19 protein-coding genes are annotated in these 23486 nt (G+C 48.4%); 9 read left to right on the top strand and 10 right to left on the bottom strand.

The genetic code is table 11. The annotated features are described in order from the left end of the window. Positions 1-4: 4 nt before the first annotated feature. Genes H6585_14230 through argH form a run of 5 tightly spaced genes read left to right on the top strand, consistent with a single transcriptional unit; the run spans position 5 to position 5350 of the window. Entirely contained in the window at positions 5-1147 is a 1143-nt protein-coding gene (locus H6585_14230) for an aminotransferase class III-fold pyridoxal phosphate-dependent enzyme (GenBank protein ID MCB9449488.1), read from the top strand. Positions 1148-1168: 21 nt separating this feature from the next. After that, on the top strand, positions 1169-2119 hold the full coding sequence (locus tag H6585_14225; protein ID MCB9449487.1) for an N-acetylornithine carbamoyltransferase: 951 nt from the start codon (positions 1169-1171) through the stop codon (positions 2117-2119). Beyond that, positions 2116-2889 (top strand): acetylglutamate kinase, encoded by a 774-nt coding sequence (argB, locus tag H6585_14220; GenBank protein ID MCB9449486.1) that lies wholly within the window; start codon positions 2116-2118, stop codon positions 2887-2889. The genes H6585_14225 and argB overlap by 4 nt, the downstream gene beginning before the upstream one ends. A gap of 27 nt (positions 2890-2916) precedes the next feature. Further along, positions 2917-3981 (top strand): M20 family metallo-hydrolase, encoded by a 1065-nt coding sequence (locus tag H6585_14215; GenBank protein ID MCB9449485.1) that lies wholly within the window; start codon positions 2917-2919, stop codon positions 3979-3981. 31 nt (positions 3982-4012) lie between these two features. After that, positions 4013-5350 carry an argininosuccinate lyase gene (argH, locus tag H6585_14210; GenBank protein ID MCB9449484.1) on the top strand — a complete coding sequence of 446 codons (1338 nt, stop codon included), beginning with the start codon at positions 4013-4015 and terminating at the stop codon, positions 5348-5350. A 516-nt stretch (positions 5351-5866) separates the two neighbouring features. Here argH and H6585_14205 read toward each other — a convergent pair. Continuing rightward, a complete protein-coding gene (locus tag H6585_14205) occupies positions 5867-7450 on the bottom strand; it encodes a hypothetical protein (GenBank protein MCB9449483.1) in 1584 nt (527 codons plus the stop codon). Positions 7451-7645: 195 nt separating this feature from the next. Between H6585_14205 and H6585_14200 the strand changes: the two genes are divergently transcribed. From H6585_14200 to leuB, 4 genes are read left to right on the top strand one after another with little or no spacing between them, the layout of a single operon-like run. Next, positions 7646-8809 carry a 2-isopropylmalate synthase gene (locus H6585_14200; GenBank protein MCB9449482.1) on the top strand — a complete coding sequence of 388 codons (1164 nt, stop codon included), beginning with the start codon at positions 7646-7648 and terminating at the stop codon, positions 8807-8809. A gap of 60 nt (positions 8810-8869) precedes the next feature. Next, positions 8870-10273, top strand: a complete 1404-nt coding sequence (gene leuC, locus H6585_14195; GenBank protein ID MCB9449481.1) for a 3-isopropylmalate dehydratase large subunit — start codon at positions 8870-8872, stop codon at positions 10271-10273. A 13-nt stretch (positions 10274-10286) separates the two neighbouring features. Beyond that, on the top strand, positions 10287-10880 hold the full coding sequence (gene leuD / locus H6585_14190; GenBank protein ID MCB9449480.1) for a 3-isopropylmalate dehydratase small subunit: 594 nt from the start codon (positions 10287-10289) through the stop codon (positions 10878-10880). Next, positions 10873-11955, top strand: coding sequence for a 3-isopropylmalate dehydrogenase (leuB, locus tag H6585_14185; GenBank protein ID MCB9449479.1), 1083 nt, complete (start codon positions 10873-10875; stop codon positions 11953-11955). The genes leuD and leuB overlap by 8 nt, the downstream gene beginning before the upstream one ends. A gap of 5 nt (positions 11956-11960) precedes the next feature. Here the strand turns inward: leuB and H6585_14180 are convergent, their stop codons facing one another. The 9 genes from H6585_14180 to H6585_14140 form a co-directional block, all read right to left on the bottom strand. Next, positions 11961-12821 (bottom strand): gliding motility-associated C-terminal domain-containing protein, encoded by an 861-nt coding sequence (locus H6585_14180; GenBank protein ID MCB9449478.1) that lies wholly within the window; start codon positions 12819-12821, stop codon positions 11961-11963. Between the two features lie 256 nt (positions 12822-13077). Beyond that, positions 13078-16116, bottom strand: coding sequence for a DUF2914 domain-containing protein (locus H6585_14175; protein ID MCB9449477.1), 3039 nt, complete (start codon positions 16114-16116; stop codon positions 13078-13080). A 116-nt stretch (positions 16117-16232) separates the two neighbouring features. Continuing rightward, entirely contained in the window at positions 16233-17066 is an 834-nt protein-coding gene (locus tag H6585_14170; GenBank protein MCB9449476.1) for a glutamate racemase, read from the bottom strand. Next, the gene (locus tag H6585_14165; GenBank protein ID MCB9449475.1) at positions 17063-17581 is read right to left on the bottom strand and encodes an OmpH family outer membrane protein; all 519 of its coding nucleotides are present in this window, start codon (positions 17579-17581) and stop codon (positions 17063-17065) included. The genes H6585_14170 and H6585_14165 overlap by 4 nt, the downstream gene beginning before the upstream one ends. An 88-nt stretch (positions 17582-17669) precedes the next feature. Continuing rightward, positions 17670-18194, bottom strand: a complete 525-nt coding sequence (locus H6585_14160) for an OmpH family outer membrane protein (GenBank protein ID MCB9449474.1) — start codon at positions 18192-18194, stop codon at positions 17670-17672. Positions 18195-18291: 97 nt separating this feature from the next. Continuing rightward, on the bottom strand, positions 18292-20808 hold the full coding sequence (gene bamA / locus H6585_14155) for an outer membrane protein assembly factor BamA (protein ID MCB9449473.1): 2517 nt from the start codon (positions 20806-20808) through the stop codon (positions 18292-18294). Beyond that, entirely contained in the window at positions 20809-21552 is a 744-nt protein-coding gene (locus H6585_14150; GenBank protein ID MCB9449472.1) for an isoprenyl transferase, read from the bottom strand. 79 nt (positions 21553-21631) lie between these two features. After that, a complete protein-coding gene (locus H6585_14145) occupies positions 21632-22477 on the bottom strand; it encodes a hypothetical protein (GenBank protein MCB9449471.1) in 846 nt (281 codons plus the stop codon). Positions 22478-22500: 23 nt separating this feature from the next. After that, entirely contained in the window at positions 22501-23397 is an 897-nt protein-coding gene (locus H6585_14140) for a hypothetical protein (GenBank protein MCB9449470.1), read from the bottom strand. Between the last annotated feature and the right edge of the window lie 89 nt (positions 23398-23486).

The following is a 23486-nucleotide window of genomic DNA, read 5'->3' as shown; positions in this document are numbered from 1 at the left end:
TCCAATGAAACTATTCGACGTTTATCCCCTGTTCGACATCAACCTGGTAAAGGGCGAAGGCTCCTGGGTGTGGGACGACAAGGGCAAGAAGTACCTGGATCTGTACGGCGGACATGCTGTGATCTCCATCGGCCACACCCATCCGCATTATGTGGAGAAGATTGCATCCCAACTGAACAGGATCGGGTTTTATTCCAACTCCGTTCAAAACCACCTGCAAGGCGAACTGGCTGATAAGCTGGGAGTGCTGTCTGGGTGCAACAGCTATGCGTTGTTTCTCTGTAATTCCGGTGCGGAAGCCAATGAGAATGCCTTGAAGCTGGCATCCTTTCACAACGGCCGCAAAAAGGTGATCGCCTTCAGCAAAGGTTTTCATGGACGCACGTCCCTGGCGGTTGCTGCAACCGATAACCCTTCCATCGTGGCGCCGGTCAATGCAGATCACCAGGTTACCATCCTACCCCTGAATGATGACCATGCACTGAAACAGGCGCTTGAAAAGAGAGACGTAGCGGCGGTGATCGTGGAAGGCATACAAGGTGTAGGCGGAGTGAAAGCACCCACGGCCAACTTCCTGAGAAAGATCCGTGCCTTGTGCGATGAAACAGGTACACAAATGATCCTGGACGAGGTGCAAAGCGGTTACGGTCGCAGCGGCAAATTTTTCGCCTTCCAGTACAGCGATGTGAAACCCGACATGATTACCATGGCCAAAGGCATGGGCAACGGATTTCCCATTGCCGGTGTGCTGGTAGGCCCTCATATTGAAGCCAAACATGGCATGCTTGGAACCACCTTCGGAGGCAACCACCTGGCCTGTGCAGCGGGCATTGCGGTGTTGGATGTGATCAAAGAAGAGAACCTCCTGAAGCATGCAACCGAAATGGGCGCCTACATAACGGAAGCGTTGGGTGATGTCAGCGGTATCAAGAATATACTGGGACGCGGCCTCATGATAGGCCTTGAACTGGACATCCCCTGTGCCGACGTGAGAAAAAGCCTGTTGTTTGAGCATGGAATCTTCACCGGTTCATCATCCAACAAGAACACCATTCGCATCCTGCCGGCACTGAACCTGCAAAAGGCCGAGGCCGATCTGTTCATTACCGCCATCAAGGAAGTACTGTCCAAGGCTTTTGTTTCCTGAAAATGAAACCAACCCCGAACAATGAAACAATTTCTCAGTGCCAATGATGTAGCCGATATCCCGGCGCTTGTCAAAGATGCACTCCGGATCAAAGCTTCACCGCATGCCCTTTCCGGTTTGGGAACCAACAAAACGTTGGGATTGATCTTCCTGAACCCGAGCCTGAGAACCAGGTTGAGTACCCAGAAGGCCGCCATGAATCTGGGCATGCAGGTGATGGTGATGAACATGGGTCAGGACGGATGGGCACTGGAAACTGCCGACGGTATCGTGATGAACGGTCAAACGGCCGAACACATCCGTGAAGCCGCCGCAGTGATCGGACAATACTGCGATGTGATCGGTGTGCGCTCGTTCGGTAAACTGGAAAACCGGGAAGAAGATTATGAAGAACGTTTCATTTCACGTTTCACGGAATTCTGCGGTCGACCGGTCATCAGCCTGGAGTCAGCTACGCTTCATCCCCTGCAATCCCTGGCTGACCTGGTTACCATCGAGGAATTAAAGAACAAACCACGTCCCAAAGTGGTGCTTACATGGGCGCCACACCCGAAAGCTTTGCTGCAGGCGGTCCCCAATTCATTCGCACAATGGATGAACCGCGCAGATGTAGACCTGGTCATCACCCACCCGGAAGGATACGAACTGGCTGCCGAATATGTGGGTAACGCCCGTGTGACCTATTCTCAGGACGAAGCGTTTGAAGGTGCCGATTTCATTTATGCCAAGAACTGGTCGTCATACACACAATACGGAAAGATCCTGTCGCAGGACCCTTCGTGGACCATCACGCCGCAGAAGATGGCGCTCACCCATGATGCAAAGTTCATGCATTGCCTGCCGGTGCGTCGGAACATGATTGTATCGGAAGCCGTGCTGGACGGACCGTCATCGGTTGTGATTCGCCAGGCCGGGAACCGCGTGTTCGCTGCGCAGGCGGTGTTGAAACATATGCTGGAGGCGATAGGATGAAATCGTTGCATGTGGTAAAAATCGGTGGCCATGTGATTGATGACACGGGCAAGTTGCAGGATTTCCTGGTACGGTTTACGGGCATCAAAGGACCGAAGATGCTCGTGCACGGAGGGGGTAAGATCGCCACCCGTACGGCAGAGCAACTGGGAATACCTGTAAAAATGGTAGACGGAAGACGCATCACCGATAAGGCCATGCTGGAGGTAGTGGTGCAGGTATATGGCGGATTGGTGAACAAAGATATCGTGGCCCGGCTTCAATCCCTGGCGTGCAACGCCATCGGGATGACCGGTGCCGATGGGAATGTCATCAGGGCTGTAAAGCGTCCGGTGAAAGACATAGATTATGGGTATGTAGGTGACTTGGAATCGGTCAATGCATCCCTTCTAAAAACATTGATAGAAGCGGGTCTTGTGCCCGTGCTCGCGCCCCTGAGCCATGATGGCAATGGGCAGATGTTAAACACCAATGCGGATACCATCGCTTCTTCGGTGGCCATAGCGATGGCAGATCATTTTGATGTGACCCTGTTATTCGGCTTTGAGAAAAAGGGGGTATTGAAAGATGTGAATGACGAAGCCTCGGTGATCCCGGAAATATCGGCGGCGGAATTTCCACAACTGAAGGCCGAAGGTGTGATTGCCGGTGGCATGTTGCCCAAGCTCGACAATGCATTTGCCGCCATTCAGAAGGGAGTGAAAGAAGTGGTAATTTGTCAGGCCGAAGAAATCGGAAACAAACAAACCGGTACGCGGCTGGTGCCATAACGCGGGTCATCGCCAAAAAGAAAAAGTATGGATCAGACGACATTAGTGAAAGACGCAGTTGAACTGTTGAAGGGATTGATCTCCATTGAATCACTCAGCAGAAAGGAAGAAAATACCGCTCAATACCTCGCAGAATTTTTTGAGGGAAACGGAATGCGCATCCACCGGAAGCTGAACAATGTCTGGTCTTTCAACCTCAACTTCGACCCATCCAAACCCACCATCCTGCTGAATTCTCACCATGATACGGTGAAACCCAACTCCGGCTATTCGATGGATCCGTTCACCCCGGTGGTCAAAGACGGCAAGTTATTCGGGCTCGGTAGCAACGATGCGGGCGGATGCCTGGTGTCACTGATCGCAGCCTTCCGACATTACTACGATATGGATAACCTCCGGTACAACCTGGTGGTGGCAGCCACTGCAGAAGAGGAAGTATCCGGCCACAACGGACTGGAATGTGTATTTCCTGAATTGAGCAATGTCGAATTCGCTATCATCGGTGAACCCACGCAGATGCACCTGGCCATTGCGGAAAAAGGCCTGATGGTGCTGGATTGTGTAGCGCACGGTAAGTCTGGCCACGCCGCAAGGGAAGAGGGTGAAAACGCCATTTACATCGCCATGAATGACATTGCATGGTTCAAAGATTACAAGTTCCCCAAGGTGTCGGATATGCTGGGTCCGATCAAAATGACCACAACGGTGATTCATGCAGGTTCACAGCACAATGTGGTACCCGACAGGTGTGAGTTTACCGTAGACATTCGCATCACCGAGCAATACAAGAACCAGGAAATTCTGGATGTGATCAAGGAAAACGTAAAGAGTGTTGTGTATCCACGTTCGGTCCGCCTCAATTCATCGTTCATTCCGAAAGAACATCCGATCGTTCAGGCCGGCATCAAGCTGGGAAGAGATACATATGGCTCACCCACCACCTCTGATCAGGCTATTATAGATGTACCGTCGCTGAAATGCGGTCCCGGCGATTCTGCCCGGTCCCATACCGCCGACGAGTACGTGAAGTTATCCGAGATCGAAGAAGGTATCCGCTTATACATTGCAATGCTCGATCAATTGGTTTTGTAAACCGGTATCGAAAAAACACATTCAAACCGCCATGGCAAAAATTTGGGACAAGGGTTTCTCTGTTGATCAAAAGGTAGAATCATTCACCGTTGGTGCCGACCGTGAACTGGACATGGAGTTGGCGCCTTTTGATGTGCTGGGTTCCATTGCCCACACTACCATGTTGGCGGAAGTGGGGTTGCTGCAGAAGGAAGAAAGTCAATTGTTGCGCAAAGAATTGATTTCCATCTACCGGGAGATCGAACAGGGAACATTCAGAATCACCGATGATGTGGAAGATGTACACTCACAGGTGGAAGCCATGCTTACGGAACGCCTTGGCGAAGTGGGTAAGAAGATCCACAGCGGTCGTTCCCGGAACGACCAGGTACTTGTAGACTTGAAGCTGTTCCTGCGGGATCATATCCGGCACATGGCTGAAGACACAGGTACGCTGGTGCAACAGCTGCTGCAATTGAGCGAAAAGCACAAGCACATATTGATGCCGGGCTATACCCATATGCAAATCGCCATGCCTTCATCTTTCGGATTATGGTTCGGCGCATATGCGGAAAGCCTGGCCGATGACCTGTCTGTGCTACAGGCGGCATGGCGCATTGTGAACCGCAATCCGCTCGGTTCTGCGGCAGGATATGGTTCTTCTTTCCCGCTTGATCGGGAAATGACCACCCGGTTGCTGGGCTTTGACGGATTGAATGTGAACGTGGTTTATGCACAGATGGGCCGCGGCAAGGCCGAGAAAGTAACGGCAGTGGCCATGGCCGCAATCGCCTCCACACTGGCGCGTATGGCCATGGACATGTGTTTGTTCATGAACCAGAACTTCGGCTTTGTTTCTTTTCCGAAGGAACTAACCACAGGCTCCAGCATCATGCCTCACAAAAAGAACCCGGATGTGTGGGAGATCATGCGCGGGCGTTGCAACCAGTTGCGTGCGCTTCCCACCGAAATAGATATGATCACCGGAAATCTTCCCAGTGGATATCACCGTGAACTCCAGCTGATGAAGGAAAACCTGTTCCCCGCCATTCATCACCTGTCCGAATGCCTGCACATGGCCGGATTCATGCTGGAACATATTGAGGTGAAAAAAGACATCCTGGCCGATGACAAATACCGGTACCTGTTCAGTGTGGAAGAAGTCAATCGCCTGGTATTGGAAGGTGTTCCCTTCCGGGATGCCTACAAGCGGGTTGGTGCCAGCATCGAAGCCGGTACCTTCCAAACCGACCGGAATGTCTCCCATCAGCACCTGGGAAGCATCGGCAACCTGGGTACGGAACAAATAACGTCCCATCTCAACACAACTTTAAAAGCTTTCGACTTTAAAGTCATGGACGCTGCTGTTGCGGCGCTCCTGAATTCTTGACGCTACCTGAACGGAATGTTATCGATCGAAAAAATATTTCATTATTTTCGATTTGATAATCAGGTGTTTGTGATTCTTTTTTGAAGGTTTCCACATTTTTTTTTCGGATGATGTGTAACCAATTCACACCTTTGCATTATGCGTTCAAAGAGTGTTACAAAAAAGTCCTTCCCTTAAGCGTCAACTGCAAATTGTAACCAACTTTGAAGTGAGCAAAGGCCCTCCGCCCCCAACGGAGGGCCTTGATCATTTAAGGCAGTTCTTGTTTCAAGTGTATTTTTTGAATGGAATTTTAAGCTCCGACCCGGAGAAAACAAAAATTATTGTTGCTGATATTCAGTCGATTAAAAGAATTTTAGAAAAAAAGTAGAAAATGATGTGTAACGAAAGTGACTCCTTGCATTATGCGGGTGAAGCAACTTAAGAAAACCATCCTTTTTTAAGCGTCAACTGCAAACCAGTCGTGAAGTGAGTCTAAGCCCCCTGCCCATCAGGGGGCTTCCTCATTTATGGCTATTAAGGTTTAAGTTCCGGCGGGTACTGTGCGCCGATCCGCCTGGCCGCTTTTTCACGGATGATTTCCTGAACGGTTCGTCCGGTCTCATCCAGTTTGCTATCCAGCCAGGAGATCATATCGAAATAAATAAAAGCCCGCTTTTCATAAGTGGTTTTGGTCAGAGGCACCAATCTCTCCCTGAGTTTGCCGAATTCTGACAGCAATTGCGATGCATCGGGATAACGGGTAAGGGCTTTCAGGAAGAGCAGGATGCTTTTCTGGTACTGGTGGAGGTCTTCTTTTTTCAGGAGGAAGTGGTACAACGATTTGATGTAATACTCTATGAGGTCTGTATTTCCGATCTCGTAGTGACTGATCAGGTTCATGATGCGGGCGAAGCTGTGAATGTCTTCCCGTAGGTCCACATCCTTCAGGTTGATGATTTTGTTCAGCCATCGGATGGCGTCATGGAATTGACTGTTTCCAAAATACAGGCATGAGATCTTATAGTAAAAGATGATGCGGTAATGGTTGTCCATTTTTTCGATGAATGCATCGATATCGGTTCCCATGTTTTCAATCATCTCAACCCCACCTGCGAAATCACCCAGCATGAATCGTCGATTGATCTCGTGGGTATAAGAATATTTGAACAAGATCAACCGGATGTTATCTGTCAGGTAAGTTCCTTTTTGGTTGGCCAAAAGGTTCAATCGTTCCTGGGTTTCCACAAAATGTTCGTAGCTGAGTAACCTCCATTGTGCGATCAACAAGCTGTTGACGCCTTTGATATACATTTCCAGCCTGGCGGGCATCATGTCCGGTTGGGCATCGAACAGGCCCACCCATTTGTTGGCGTATGCGAGTGCCTGATCAAAATCCTGAATGAAAAAGTAGTAACCGACATAAGCATTGTAGAAATACATTTTCTCGTCAAAACCGAGTTCTTCTTCACTGGTTTCAGGCAGGTACTGAAAAAAATACTTGTGCACTTTGTCAAAATCCTTCTGGTTCTTGATGAAACCCATGTTCTGGTAAAAGGCATTCAGCTTAGCGATCAGATTTGAAAATGCATTGATGTGGCTGATCTGTGCATTGGTTTTGTCGGTTTCGGCAATAATTTTATTCACCCGTCTATGGCTGCCGGTTTTAATGGTTTGTGTAAGGATGTTCTTTTCCCATTTGAGAATATCCAGCAAGAGGGATAGGTTTTCACTTTGGATGGCCATTTTCTTGGCTTTTCTCAACATTTTTTCACACTGGATGTACAGGCATTTGTTGTAGAGAATCTGGGCATTGTCGATCAGTCCGCGTATGGTCATGTCAATGTCCTTGTTCGCATGTAGCTGTCGCAGGCTTTGCATGATCTGTCCGTACAAATGCGCTTTCAGGTTAGAAAACTGTTCGGGTTTTAACCTGGGTTCCTTCCGCAGAATCTTTTCTTCATCAAACTCCCTTTGCTTGTCAATGAGGTCAAACAACCTCACAAACTTCATATTCTCTGTATCACCATAAGCAGAGGCGAACAGTTTGAAATGCCGTTTTTCACTTTTGCTCATGGAGCGAATCAGCTGAAACAAAGCATCGGATTTTGTATTGGCCATCGTAAAAATATTCGGGTATGCGTCAAATATAATAGAGAATATTGATTAAAACGTGATGATTGGCGTCAATTGACTGTCGTAAACAGCCGTTTTTTTTGTATTCAACCTCGCTATGGGTGTTCCTACCTTTGAACTCCCGCCCATTACCACGATGCTTTCAATTGAAATTGAATCTGAAATCAGTGTTTAACTACCATGAGTGAAAAAGTTCAAATATTCGATACCACATTAAGGGATGGAGAACAAGTTCCCGGATGCCAACTGAATACAAAAGAAAAGATTACGGTTGCCAAGGCACTTGAGGAACTGGGTGTGGATGTGATTGAGGCCGGATTTCCGATCTCAAGTCCGGGTGATTTTACCTCCGTCGTTGAAATTTCCAAAGCCGTTTCCAATCCAACCATTTGCGCGCTGACCCGGGCCATCGAGAAAGACATTGATTGTGCCGTAGAGGCTTTGAAATATGCCAAAAAGCCACGTATTCATACGGGCATAGGCACTTCCGATCTACACATTGCCACCAAGCTTCGTATTACCAGGGAGCAGTGTATCGAGCGTGGCGTGGCAGCCGTAGCCTACGCCAAGAAGTTTGTTGAGGATGTGGAGTTTTACGCGGAGGATGCCGGTCGTACCGACAACGAATTCCTTGCAAAAGTCATTGAAGCAGTCATTAAAGCAGGTGCAACTGTGGTGAACATTCCGGATACCACGGGCTATTGCCTGCCTGAGATATACGGGGCCAAGATCCGTTACCTGAGAGAGAATGTTCCCAACATTCATCTCGCCACCATTTCCACTCACTGTCACAACGATCTTGGCCTCGCTACTTCTAACTCCATCGCAGGTGTGCAAAACGGTGCACGCCAGGTGGAATGTACCATCAACGGTTGCGGTGAACGCGCCGGAAATACCTCCCTCGAAGAGGTGGTGATGATCCTGAGAAGCCACAAAAGCCTTGGCCTGGATACATCCATCAACACCACCAAGATTTTTGAAACCAGCCAACTCGTTTCAAACCTCATGCGAATGCCCGTGCAGCCCAACAAGGCCATTGTAGGCGCCAATGCTTTTGCGCATTCGTCCGGTATTCACCAGGACGGTGTGATCAAGAACAGGGAAAACTACGAGATCATCGATCCTGCGGATGTGGGTGTGGCGCAATCATCCATTGTGCTGACAGCTCGCAGCGGTCGTGCCGCCCTCCAGTTCAGGGCGAAGAGCCTGGGCTATCAGATGGAAAAGGAGCAGCTTGATAAGGTGTATGAAGCTTTCCTGCGTTTGGCCGACGAGCTGAAGGTGGTGAGGGATGACTCACTCAAAACCCTGCTCGAGCAGGAACTTACCACGGCAAGCGCCTAGTGCAAGCACCGTTGGTTCCGACCCGACAAAAACATTTACTTTGACGAAAATTCTGATCAAGTGAACGCCAAGACCTTATTCGATAAAATCTGGGACAGCCATGTTGTGCACTCCGTTGAAGGAGGACCTCAGGTGCTGTACATCGACCGGCACTACATCCATGAAGTGACGAGTCCGCAAGCTTTTGAAGGACTGAAGAAGAGAGGCATCGGGGTTTTCAGACCAAAACAGACCGTTGCCACTGCCGACCACAACGTACCCACCCTGAACCAGCATTTACCCATTCGTGATGCACTTTCACGCCAACAAGTGGAGACCCTCACAAAGAATTGCGGGGAGTTTGGTGTAGAGCTTTACGGACTCGGACACCCCTACCAGGGCATCGTTCATGTGATCGGACCCGAATTGGGGCTTACCCTTCCCGGAATGACCATGGTATGTGGCGACAGCCACACATCCACACACGGGGCATTCGGCAGCATCGCATTCGGCATCGGAACCAGTGAAGTGGAACAGGTATTTGCCACGCAATGTATCCTGCAAACCAAGCCGAAAACCATGAAGATTGAGGTGAATGGTACGCTTGGAAAGGGTGTTACAGCCAAAGACCTGATTCTGTATATCATATCCAGGATTTCTGCCAGCGGCGGCACAGGGCATTTCGTGGAATACTGTGGCAGTGCCATATCATCCCTTGGCATGGAAGCCCGCATGACCATCTGCAACATGAGCATTGAAATGGGTGCAAGGGGTGGTTTGATTGCTCCGGACGACATCACATTCAACTATGTCAAAGGCCGGGAATTTGCACCCAAGGGTGAAGCATACAACCAGGCCGTGGAAGCGTGGCGTTCCCTGAAGACCGATGAAGGGGCTGTGTTTGATCAGGTATACACCTTTGATGCAGCCGACATAGAACCGATGATCACTTTCGGAACCAATCCGGGTATGGGAACCGGTATCACCGGAAACATTCCCGACGTATCAGAAGCGCAAAAGAGCAGTGCAGCTTCGTATAACAAGTCCTTGCAATACATGGGCCTGGCTGCCGGAGAGCCCTTGCTGGGCAAACAGGTAAATTATGTATTCCTGGGCAGCTGTACCAATGCCAGGATAGAAGACCTGCGCGCATTTGCGTCGGTTGTTAAAGGAAAGAAGAAAGCAGAAAACGTAACCGCCTGGATCGTTCCGGGATCCAAGCAGGTTGAGAAACAGGCCAGGGCAGAGGGGCTGGATAAGGTCCTTGAAGAGGCCGGTTTTGCATTGCGTGAACCCGGATGCAGTGCATGCCTGGGAATGAATGAGGATAAAATACCGGCCGGGGAGTATTGTGTATCCACCTCCAACCGGAATTTTGAAGGTCGCCAGGGGCCGGGTGCAAGAACATTGCTGGCAAGTCCGCTGACCGCTGCGGCCACTGCCATCACCGGGAAGATCACCGACGTTCGGACGTTGCTTTCATGATATACCAAGCATTATGAAGAAATTAGATATACTGACCTCCACATGTGTTCCTCTACAGGTGGAAGACATTGATACAGATCAAATCATACCCGCCCGGTTCCTGAAGGCTACAACCCGCGAGGGATTCGGTGAAAATCTTTTCCGTGACTGGCGGTTCGATAGCCAGAACAATCCCAAACCTGATTTTGTACTGAACAACCCGGATTTCAAAGGGGAAATATTGATCGCCGGCCGTAATTTCGGATGTGGCTCAAGTCGCGAGCATGCCGCCTGGGCCTTGGCAGATTATGGTTTCAGGGTGGTGGTATCCAGTTTTTTCGCGGATATTTTTCGAAACAATGCCCTGAATAATGGTGTACTGCCGGTGCAGGTTTCGCCAGACTTTCTCGGAAAATTATTTCAGGCGGTGAGTGACGACCCCGAAACGCAGGTGGGGGTGAATGTGGAAGAGCAAATCATTTCCATCTTGTCTACCGGTGAAAAGGAAGCATTCGAGATCAATCCATACAAAAAGCATTGCCTGATCAACGGTTTTGACGATATCGACTTCTTGCTAAGTCTCCAGAATGAAATCCAACAATTTGAAAAAAAGCGTATCCATGCATAAGAACATTGCGGTATTGGAAGGGGATGGAATAGGCCCCGAGGTGGTTCAACAGGCACAAAAGGCCCTGGATGCGGTGGCTCATGCTTTCGGTCATCAGTTTACTTATGTTCCGGCCCTGATAGGTGCAGCTGCCATTGATGCCACCGGAGAAGCGTTGCCCACGGAAACGTTGCGTGTTTGCCAGGAGGCAGATGCGGTGCTTTTCGGTGCAATTGGAGATCCCAAATACGACAACGACCCCAAGGCCAAAGTGAGACCTGAGCAAGGCCTGTTGGCATTGAGGAAGGGATTGGGCCTGTATGCCAACATCCGACCGGTGACTACCTTCGATTCGCTGTTGGATAAATCACCGTTGAAGAACGATCGCATCGCCGGTGCTGATTTCGTCGTTGTTCGGGAACTGACAGGTGGAATATATTTTGGGGAACCGAGGGGCAGAAGAGACAATGACCAGGTGGCTTTTGACACCTGTGTGTATTCGAAAGAGGAGGTCATTCGTATCGGTCGGTTGGCATTTGAAATGGCCGGAAAAAGAAGAAAGAAACTTTGCTCGGTGGACAAGGCCAATGTGCTTGAAACCTCCAGGTTATGGAGAGAGACCATGCAGGAGTTGGCCAGTGAATACCCCGATGTGGAGCTGAGTCATCAGTTCGTAGACAGCGCAGCCATGGATCTGATAGTGAACCCGACCCGTTTTGATGTGATTGTCACGGAAAATATGTTCGGGGATATCCTCACAGATGAGGCTTCCGTTATCACCGGATCACTGGGTTTGCTGCCTTCCGCATCCATAGGCTTGAAAACGTCACTTTTCGAACCCATTCACGGTTCTTTCCCGCAGGCCAAAGGCAAGGGCATTGCCAATCCCATAGCCACCATTGCGTCGGCAGCCATGTTGCTGGAAGATGCTTTTGATATGAAAGCGGAAGCCAAAGCCATCCGGGATGCCATAGAACAGTCCATGAAAGCCGGCAAATTCACACCTGATCTGGCACCTGAAGGCGCTGTATCCACGCAGGTGCTGGGAGATTTCATAGCCGAAACGATCCTTACTTCGGTTAACAGTCCGGCGTAGTTCCGCTAGTTTGCCAGGAGGGTTACTTCTCCGGTAAGCTTGTAAAGCTTGCCGTCTTCACCCGTGGCCCGGATGATCCAAAGGTAGGCACCTGGATCAGCCAGGGCACCTGATGTACCTATTCTTCCATCCCATTTGGAATCCAGGGCGTGCGATTCGAATATGAGTTGTCCCCAACGGTTAAAGATATACATCTCAAATTCTATGATGCTCTTTCCTTCAGGACCAAAACGCTCGTTATTTCCATCCCCGTTGGGTGTAAAAGCATTGGGAATGAACAGCAGCGACACAGGAGGGTCTGCCGTTTCATCCGGTATGCTTTGGTCCAGCTGTGTAGCTACATAGGCATATGCATAGTGGTTGCCCATCCCGCAATCGGCTACACAGAATTGAATTTTTATGTCTTTCCCAGATAACGGGCTGACATCGATGGTTTTTACCAACCAATTGCTGAAACAGGCATGCCCGCAAACAGGTTGTTTGGAGCGAACGAGACCCTGGTTCATCAGGTCATTACCATGAACGGTGATGACGGGATATGGCAAAGGTTCGTTGTGCAGTCCGAGCAGTTGAATGGTGAATTGGGTTTGTTTGTTTTCCGGATGTCCCTCCGGGTTCTCAAGTACCAACGCATACATGATCTTCAGCAGGTTATGTCCGCTGTCAATATGGATGGTCTGGGTGGCGCATGCAGCCCCATATCCGGCTTCCTGGTTTCCTATACGGATGGCGTCTGTTAAACTTTCGGGAAGCTGGTTAAGCTTTCCATCTGTATTCGGATCGGTGCCCTGTTGGGTTATCCAGGAGAAAGTACGTTTGTCGAAGCCTTCGGATTCGCCACCACATATACCCAACGATGCGTCCATAGGAACCGAATGTGGGCCTATATTAACCCATCCCGGACATTTGTCTGCCTGGTAAGGTAGTGTGCAGGGAGGGGATATCAAGGAGCCCCTGAATACCTGAAATTGCCAGTAGGTATTGGGTTGTGCGTTGACAAGCATGGTTGATACCCCAAAACATGCCTGGATTGCGAAGAATATTTTGCAAACGGACTTATGCACAAATGATATACGAAGGAAATCGGGTTCTGTTGTGTATCAGACAGAATTACGCCGGGAGCTATTCATTCACCGTGAAGCGAAGTGTTTCGATGACCGCACCTTGCGTGTCGGTGATCTCAACCTTCCAGTTCCCTTTCATGGCTCCGGTGATGTGTTTGGAGCTCCAGGTGCGCCATCCATATCCGCCCACGTGCAGTTCGATATCAGCCATTTCCTTGTCTTCCAGATACCATTTATGGTGAATGGTGCCACTGGAAGTTGCTCCCACCTGGCTATAGCAGAAAAGCCTGCCCTGTGCTGCCGAGAAGCTGTTGGATGAACCTTCCGGTTCACGGTTTGTAACGCCGGTGCAAATGGCAGCGGCAATCAGGCCATTTGAGCTAGTTTGGGTGGATGATTCACCATTTTCTTCATCCGGTGCATATTTGCCATGATGCTCATCCACGGCAACCGTCCAATCGGTTATTGCGGTCAATGCCTTGATTTCAGCACGGCGGTTTAAGGCCATATTTGATTCATTGTCATTGCGCGCAATCGGATCATCTTCTCCCATTGCATTTAAGTGAACCCTCTCCGCGTCAATCCCTTTGGAAGTGAAATAGGATTTTACCGATTCAGTTCGTTGTTCGGAAAGAATTTCATTGTACGCATCCGAACCCTTGCTGCAGGTAAATCCGTCGATCTCGATTTCGATATCAGGCCTTTTCTTCAGCAGGTCAGCGACCTCATCCAGGTTCTGCTTGCTTTCCTGTCTCAGGCTGGCTTGGTTGAAGTCAAACAGGATTTTGGCCAGAAGGGTGTGTGCAGTAGATTTCTTTCCTACGGAGGTTGTGGTGTGAGAAGGTTCCGTGGAAACAGCAACCTCTTCGTTTTTAGCTTTGTTTTCGACTTTTTTTGTCTCCTTGATCTCTTCTATTTCTTTGGCTGCTACGATGTCAGCCAGTTTCTCTTCGGAGGCAACCAGGTCACCGGTTTGTTCGGTATGGTCTTCATCCGCCTTGGCAATCGCAGGATTTGCCAACCAGGTTTCATCCTCGGTCAATTCGTCCAGTTGCTCTTCCACATCCCGGATGGCAAAAATGGCATCAAAGTTTTCCTTTGCGGTATCCAACTCTTCTTTGCTTGGGTAGTAAGGTTGCTCTGTGACCAAAGCCAGGTTTTCCTTTGATTCATCCACTTTGGAAGGAGATTGTAGGGACGTGGCCCATACCGTCTGGTATCCGAAGGTTTCCTGTTGAAGTACACCCGGATTTTCCGGTGTTGCCAGGTGAATTTGTTTGGATGGTTTGTAACTGGAGATCATTGTTTGCATCTCCGGCAAGTTTTGTGTTTTCGCTGCAATGGCGGCTTTCTTTTTGGGATCATCCAGCCAGCCAACGAAAGTGGAGTAAACTACTTCTTTCACTTGTTTGCCCGCCAGTGCGGTGTCAACCAGTGAAACGGCGCTGTCTATATCGAAAAAGGCATTTCTAAAGATGATTTGCTGACCTGCAAGCGTGTCTCCTGATTCAGCCATGGCCATGGCAGGCGTCAGCTGTACTTCCTGAAACAGGTCATAAAAACGTTCTTGAGGAGGTATGGTCACTTTTTCAAAGTGGGGCAGGTAATTTTCCGCAGACACCAGGATGTCATATTTGCGTCCGGGAGGGAATACGAGCAGGTATTTACCTGTAACCGCGTTGGATTTGTAAACCCCGATCATATCACCTGTTTCCCCATCTCTTACCATGAACTCGGCCTGCATAGGTACCCCGTGGCTTCCGCGAATGATTCCCCTCACAACGGTCAAAGGCACTTCACCATGTGAGGTAAGAGATGCATGGTAAATATCCTTTTTGCCATATCCATCTTCCCGAACCGTAGAGAGGTATCCGCTGCGTCCGTTTGAAGACACTGCAAAGAATATATCATCTTCCGGGGTATTAATGGGGTATCCGAGGTTCTTGGGTTCAGACCATTTGTCGGTTTTATCGTCCATTTCTGTGTAGAAGATGTCATAACCGCCCATGCTGTTGTGGCCGGTTGAACTGAAGTACAGCATGTGGTCATCCGGGTGGATGAAGGGCGCGTCTTCATCATCTTTGGTATTTATAGTAGGCCCCAGGTTGGTGACTTCACCCCATGACCCATCCGGCTGTAAACGTGCTGAATACAGATCTTTCCCTCCTTGACCACCCGGCCGATCACTTGAAAACACGATTAAGTTCCGTGCTGCATTCATGGAAATATGGGTTTCCTGCCATGGAGAGTTGACAGCACTTCCAAAGCTCTCAGGTTTGGTCCAGTATCTTCCGTCGAGGTCAGATACGTAAATATCTCCCTTGTGATAAACAAACAACTTCTGTGCATCTGCAGAGAGGCCGATGCTGGCATCATGTTTTTTGGTGTTCACGTTGCCCAGAAGCGGATGTGCTGGTTGCCAGGCACCCTCCTGTTTGAATGTGATGTAGATGTCTTCATCATACATGCCATCGTCTTCCAGGTGTTCGTGTTTTTCACCTGAAGGACGACGGGAAGTAAAGATCAGTACCTCGTCATCTGCAGAAACGGCAGGGGCATATTCTTCATACGGGCTGTTGATTTGAGGTCCCATGTTGGTGTACACAACATCAACCGTATCTTTCATCAATTCAATACCATGTTCGGCATGTTCAATTTCTTTTCGCAACGCTGCCTGTATTTCCGCTTGTCTCAAATAAGGGTATGCCAATTCCGGTTCATGCCCCGCAAGTTTCTTTGAATACAGTTTGTAATATTTAATTGCATCTTCAAACTGGTAGTTCAAGTGATATGCGACGGCAAGGAAATAGGTGGCATCAATGAATTCCACTTTGTCAACAGCTGATTTGAGCAACTCCAGTGCTTTCTTGCGGCTAACACCGTTGGTCTTATCCTGCGGAATTTTCAGGTAACAAATGCCAAGGGAAAGTTGGAGGTAGCCATCATTTGGCTTGGACTCAAGCAACTCTCGTAGCAGCGGTGCTGCAGCTGCATAGTTTTCCGAAAGGAATAGATTGTCAGCTTTCCTTTCAAGTCCTTTGTCAAGTTTATCACCATTATTTGAGTCTTGTGCTATGGCCGTCGAGCCAATAAACAAAGTGGTGAAAATAAGGCAAAGGAATCCCTTATGTTTTAAGCAAAACATGAGCATAGTTACGTAACCATCATCAAAGAGTTACAAATCCGTGTTTCAATGAAAGGTTTCGAACAAGCTTATTCCCAGATTTTGGCCTTATGGAGATGAATCTCATCACCAAAGAACTTACGGGCTATCTTTTCAAAGGCGGGGGTATAATCCGAGATGAAAAAGTCACGCCGGGGTTTTCTTGCTGCGGTTCGCAGTAGCTCTTTGCTCACCAACAATTTCTCCAGGGCTTTTGCTGTGACCGTGGCAGAATCTATTACAACGGTATTTCCCGGCAGCGTTTCCTTGATCTCTTTCAGCATGAGTGGATAATGGGTACACCCGAGGATAAGCGCATCAAGGTTCTGGAGTCCGGGCTGCTTGAGATAGGCCTGTAGAATGGCCAGGCGAACTTCACGGGGCATAAAGTCCTCTTCAATAACGGGTACCAGCAGGGGTGTTGCAAGTGTGTAGGCGTGAATTTGCTTGTCTTTATTTTCCAGTCGTTTCTGATATACCCCGGATGAAACGGTTCCTTTGGTAGCAATGATGCCAATCTTTTTCCCTGGAAACTCGCGTGCAGTGTGGTTTATGACCGGATCGATTACATTCAGCACCGGGATGTTCGGGTTCACCATTTTCTTGACGGTTTGAAAAGCATGTGCAGAAGCCGTATTACATGCTATGACAATGGCTTTACATTTCCGTTCAAGCAAAAAGTGGGTAATGCCTTCGGCGTAGTGTCTGATGGCCTGAGGTGACTTGTCGCCATAAGGAAGATGGGCAGTGTCACCAAAATAAACAAGATGTTCGTTGGGCAAAGATCTAACGATGGCCCGTGCCACAGTCAGGCCACCAATGCCGGAGTCAAATACACCAATCGGTGACTCCTTATCAGGTTGAGAGGCAGTTTTTTTGATCAGTTAATGGAAAGCTTTTTCTTCACCATTGGCAACACGTCAATTCCTCCGTCAAAGTACAATACATTGCCGGCACTGGTATCCAGAATGTAGGTGAAGCCATTTTCTTTGGCAACATCTGCTATGGCTTTCTGAACTTTCTCCAGCAGTGGTTGCTGTACTTTTGCCGACATTTCGTTGTAAGACTGTTGCGCGCTCATCTCGAATTCCTGGATCCGTTTACCAAGATCCATGATTTCAGCTTCTTTTGTTTTCCGGATGGCATCGGTTTGAAATGGATCCGGCTGGCGGAATTTATCCACCTTGGCCTGGTATTCCGTTTGCATGGTATTCAACTGATCTTCAAGCTCCTTAGCGTGCTTGGTGAGTTGATCTTCGGCTTGTTTTGCTTCAGGCATCATGGACAACAGTTCCTGGGAGTTGATGTGTCCAATCTTCTGTGCTTTATCCTGTGCCTGGACCTGGGTGCCTATTGCAGTGAACAATAAGGCAACGAATAAAATCTGTAATTTCTTCATGGTATTGGGGGCTGTCAAAAAATCGGGCTAATATATTTATTATTTCACGGATGAGGGCCAATCAAGATCAACTTTTCATACTGGTGACTTATTTCACTCCGGGTTTATAACCCAGTTTTTTGAGAACATCATCACTTTTATCAAACTTCTCACTTGCGTATAGCATGATAAGATCGCTGGATTTATCCAAGATAAAGGCATAACTGCTTTCAATGGCGATTTCCTTGCATGCATTAAATACCTTGTCTTGAATGGGCTTGACAAGTTCTTGTCGTTTCTTGAACAGATCGCCTTCAAACCCGAACCTTTTCTTTTGCAATTCTTTGGCTTCTTTTTCTTTTGCAATGATCTCATCCTGCCTTTTCTTTTTCATTTCTTCTGTCAGCAGAATTTCTTCCTTTTGGTAATCTTTATACATGCGATCGATGGCAGAAAACTTCTCTTCAATTTCTTTCTGCCATTCCACCGATACTTGATCCAATTGGTCCTGAGCCGCTTTATATTCCGGAATGTTCTCAAGAATGTACTTGCTGTCAACAAAGCAAAACTTCTGGGCATAACTACCGGTTGAAAGGGCAACCAAAGCAAAAGTGGCTAAAATGAACTTTTTCATGATGTGATCCTCCGTAAGGAATATTTATGTTATGAATATGCGGCTTTCGCTGTCGTAAGTGCAATCATCGTTCCAAACCGGTATGCAAGGCCTTGGTCTAGTCGCTGTTCCATGCATTAAAGAACTGACCGATTGTGAAGTGGAATTGAGGATCTTTCACACCCGGTCGCCCGTCAATATCATCCATGGGTATGCCATAATCAATTCCAAGTAAGCCAAACATCGGAAGGAACAACCGTATGCCAACGCCAGCGGATCTTTTCAGTTTGAATGGATCGAAATTGCGACCGGTCTCCCACGAGTTTCCTGCTTCAAGAAATGCCAGTGTAAAGATGGTTGCGTTGGGGTTTTTTGAGATGGCATACCTGAGTTCACAGGTATACTTGGCGGCAATGCTTGCGCCCGTTTCATTCGGGTATCCGGGTGTTACCGTGTTGTTTTCATAGCCACGGAGAGAGATCAGCTCACGCCCATCCAGTTCAAATCCAGACAGTCCATCACCGCCCATATAGAAACGTTCAAAGGGGGATGTTCCAATATCGGAATTCCAGTATCCCAGGAACCCGAAGCCTACTTTGTTCACCAGGACCAGTTTGGATTTGATTTTTCCGTCTACCGGTGCGAACCATGAAGCATGGAAGGTGTGTTTGTGGTATTCGATCCATTTGTATTTCTCGGCCGGTTCTGCATGCACATAGTCTATGTCGTTGAAGCTTGAGAAGGGGGGTGTCCATTGCAGCGAATAGGTAAATTTCGAACCCCTCGTGGGGAAGATAGGGTCATCGACATCGTTTCTGGACAGGGTAAAGGTTGCACTCAGGTTATTCGAACGTCCGTTTGTGAAGATAAAGCCTCCGGAATTGTAATTGTTCAGGTTATATACCTGGTAGGCAGCCTGCACGTAAAAAGTGAAATAGTCGTCAGGCCATTTCAGGCGCCAGCCCAATCCTGCAGAACCTCCTGTTAGTTTAAGCGATTGCTTGTAGGTATCATCTTTAACCCCATTGGAGCGAATGGTGTGGAAAATGCTAATGTTTAGCGAGTTGGGCTTTCTTCCGCCAAGCCACGGTTCGGTAAACGACATGTTGTAGGATTGGAAGCCTGGTCCGTTGGAGGTGGCCCGTAAGGTAAGCCGCTGGCCGTCACCGGAAGGCAGGGGTCTCCAGGCGCCTTTCTTAAAGAGGCTCTTGGCGGAGAAATTACTGAAAACCAAACCGAGTGTTCCTACCACGATACCGCCACCCCAACCGCCTGACAACTCAACCTGGTCAGAGGGCCTTTCTTCCACCACGTATTTAATGTCTACCGTGCCGTTCTCCGGGTGTGGTTCAGTAATGACATCAAATCCTTCGGGGTCAAAATATCCGAGTTGGGCAAGTTCCCTTTGGGACCTGATGATGTCGGACCGGCTGAACAGTTGACCCGGTTTGGTGCGGATTTCTCGCATAATCACCTGGTCATTGGTCTTTGTGTTACCAGCTATACTTACTTCATTGATTGTGGCTTGCTTGCCTTCATAGATCTGGAATTCCATGTCGATGGAATCATTCTCGACATTTTTTTCGACCGGTGTCACTTGAAAGAAAAGGTAACCGTTGTCCAGGTAAAGCGAACTGATGTCCTGGCCGGTTGGATTCATATACAGTTGCTTTTCAAGCTTAGCATCATCATATATGTCACCTTTCCGGATGTTAAGGATGTTGTTCAATACTTTGTTGCTGTATTTGGTATTGCCCAGCCAGGTTATATTTCCGAAGTAGTACCGGTGTCCTTCGCTGACCTGGATACGGATATCCACCGTTTTGTCGTCATGCCTGAACATTGTATCCGAAACAATTCTGGCATCCCGGTAACCCTGTTCCAGGTAAGCATTGACGATGTTTTTCTTGTCGGCCTGAAAATCGGACTCGTTGTATTTGGATACTTTGAATACGTGGAGAACATTCTTTTCCTTGATCTCCTTCATGCTGCGCAGCACTTTTTTGTCTGAAAGCGCTTCATTACCATTGATGTCAATAGAGTTCACCTTGATTTTCCGGTGTTTGGAGACAACGAATACAAGTCCTTCGCCATTGGCTTCTTTGGGGTCTTTCTCTTGCCGCACGTCCACATCCACGAAGAAATACCCCTTTTTGACAAAAAATTTCCGGATGGTATTTCGGGAGTTGATCAGGAGATTCTCAGTAACTGTCTCACCGCGGGTGATATGAAGTTTATCCCGCAGGTCATTGGCTTGCGATCGGGTGACACCTTCAAAGGAGAAATGTGACAATCGCGGACGCTCTTTGACCACGATATCAAACCAGATTTTATCTTCCATTGTTCTTGTTGCAACAATCTGGATATCGGAATAAAGACCTTGTTTCCAAAGATTTTTGACGGCCCGGTTCAACTCATCACCGGGAACCTTAATTCGGTCTCCTTCACTGATTCCTGCCACGGACAGCAGCAGGCGTGGATCTAGGTTGTGTGCCCCCATGATACGAATGCCGGCGATCTGGTATTCCTTGGGGTGGGCATAGTCAATATCGATGTTGTGCAGGGGTTGCTGTGCGTGGATCAGCAGGGGTATGGAGCACAGGAGTATGAGGGCAATTACTTTCAGGCGTTTCATTTAAGGGGTAATTTGTTCACTGGTGAGGCCGAAACGCCGTTCCCTGCTTTGAAAGTCAAGGATGGCTTCAAACAAGTTTTCACGTCTGAATTCAGGCCACATGATGTCTGTAAAATACAACTCTGCATAAGCGATTTGCCATAGTAAAAAGTTACTGATTCGGCGTTCTCCGCTGGTGCGTATCAGCAATTCAGGATCAGGAATGCCGGAGGTACATAGGTTCTCGCTTAAACTTTGTGGTGTGATATCTCTCGGATCCAGTTCACCTTTTTCAACCTGCAAAGCTAACTTTTTTGCAGCTTCTGCAAGCTCCCATTTGGAACTGTAGCTCAACGCAAGGATCAGGGTCATGCGTGTGCCTCCTTCCGTTTTCCGGATGGCTTCCTGCAATTCTCTTCTGCAACTTGAAGGGAGGTTCTCGATATCTCCGATGGCTTGCAACCGGATCTGGTTGTCCAGCAGGGTTTTGGTCTCTTTGTGTATGGTTTGCACCAGCAGTTGCATCAAGGCGTTGATTTCCAACTTGGGTCGGTTCCAGTTCTCGGTAGAGAATGCATAAAGGGTGAGATATTTGATACCTGCTTCCGCTGCACCTTCTACTGTATCCCTGACGGCAAGTACACCATTCTTATGGCCGAAAATTCTATTTTTCCCCTGGCTCTTGGCCCATCTGCCATTACCATCCATAATAATGGCTATGTGTTCGGGTAAATGACCTTCCTTTATTTTCTCCAAAAAATTCATATCAACAAAGCTGTGGTGCTATCAACAAATCCCTGCAAATCAATAAAAGGGAGAGCGGCAAAGGTATGGAATGAAGAAATCACTGGTAAGCGGGGCAGGTTTCTTTGCCTCCGAGTTTAAAGTTAATCATAATACCAGTGAAATTGTACCAGTCCTTGTTTTTGGAATTGCCCCGTTGCCTGCCGGTATTGGCCTCTGGGGTAAGGCTTCTATCTGCGAGCGTTGCGGACACTTCTCCATTTTCGGCGCTCAATATCGTTGGATCCGCATAGGTCGTACTTACATCATCCAGGTAATCGGTGAACGTCTTACGCATGCCCCATTCCATTGCTATCCCTATGCGTTGGGTTAGATTCAGTTTCACACCCGCTCCGAATGGAAATGCGATCTGTAACAAGTTGTAACGTTTTCTATCTGAATAGGTAATGGTTTCCTGTCCTTCTGTACCTAAGGGTTGCAGTTGGTACCAATCACCGTTCAATTCTGCCTTCGGGTTGAATTTGAGTGCACCCAATCCGGCGAAAATATATGGGGTAATGAAGGTGTTTTGATCACCGATCTGGTAGGGGAAGAAGTTGAATTCAAAAATTCCGGAAACCTCCAGTGCCGCAGATTTGAAGGATAAGTTCCGTTCTTTTTGTGACTCATCGGAAGACAACGCATCATCTCCTTTGAGTCCACCATATAGTCCATTGAATCTGAATGCAAACCTGGGATTGAAGTTACGCCGGTACAAAATGCCCAACGCCAGGTTGGTTTGTCTGAAATGACTTCCGGGGTTCAGATCTCCCAGGTAATAAGAGCCACCAAGGAATATACCAAGTTCTGAAGATTTCTTGGAGACCATCATCTGGGCATTCGAGGGTGTGGTGAACATAGAAGTCCACGCAAGCAGAATGATGGCTGTGAAACGGTTGGTTTTCATGTCGTTTGGCTCAGCAATAACGACTAGAATTTGGGCAAATTGCCTCTGGTTGTACGTAGTTTGTAATTGAACGATAGAATCGCGAACATGTAAGCGTCTTTATCTGTGGGATCGCCCCGTTGTTGCCCTGCGGCCGTCCAGTTGGGTTCTTTCCCTTTTGACGGATCCGCAAGATCACCGGCAACGTCACCGCCGGCACTTCGAATCGCGTCGTTGTTATAGTAGGTCGTACTTACGTCGTCAATATAGTCGGTAAATGTTTTACGGATCCCGAATTCAAGCCCAACACTGGCATTGCGGCCCAGGGCATACCGACCTCCCATTCCGATGGGCACGGCCACTGAAAATCTTGAATAGGGTACACGGGTGGAGCTAATGTCCTGCCCTTCGGTGTGAAGAGGCTGAAGGCTGTGCCATGCACCATCCACATCCCATTTCGCCTTTGGGTTGTAGTGAAAAACACCCAATCCGACAAAGCCATAGGTATAAATCTCAATGTGGGTTTGGCCGCGAACGCCTTTCAGGCGGTACCGGTGTCCGGCACGGTCTTTCATCCATGAGAATTCGAATTGACTGGAGAACTCGTAAATAGGTGATTTGAAATGCAGGTTGCGGTTGGAGCGAACGGGCTCGGTGGTCAGGTTATCGTTGCCTGCTACCCCGGCATAGGTGAATGTGGTGCGTAAGGCGGTAAAAAGATTTAATTTGTATCGGACTCCTACCATAATGGCCGGACGGGTGGTTGAAAGTTCGAGATCCCGGAAGTAATCTGTCCCAACCTGATTTGCACCTCCAAGCTCACCCAGAAAATTACTTACACCCACACCTACAACGCCTTCATACCGGTAACGCTTCCACCTTTGAGCATTTACAAGTATTGGAAACAAAAGCAACAGGAGGACGGCAAATCTTTTGTTCATGGTATTGGCAATTGAATGGACAGAAGTCAGCAAATATACGCCTTTTTTTGTCTTTCCAGGCGTGAAAGGGCCTGATGAAAAACATCGTA

The sequence above is a fragment of the Flavobacteriales bacterium genome, from assembly GCA_020635855.1.
Taxonomy (GTDB): Bacteria; Bacteroidota; Bacteroidia; order JACJYZ01; family JACJYZ01; genus JACJYZ01.
Note: the sequence above shows the minus strand (reverse complement) of the source record. Positions and strands in the feature narration are given on the sequence as shown.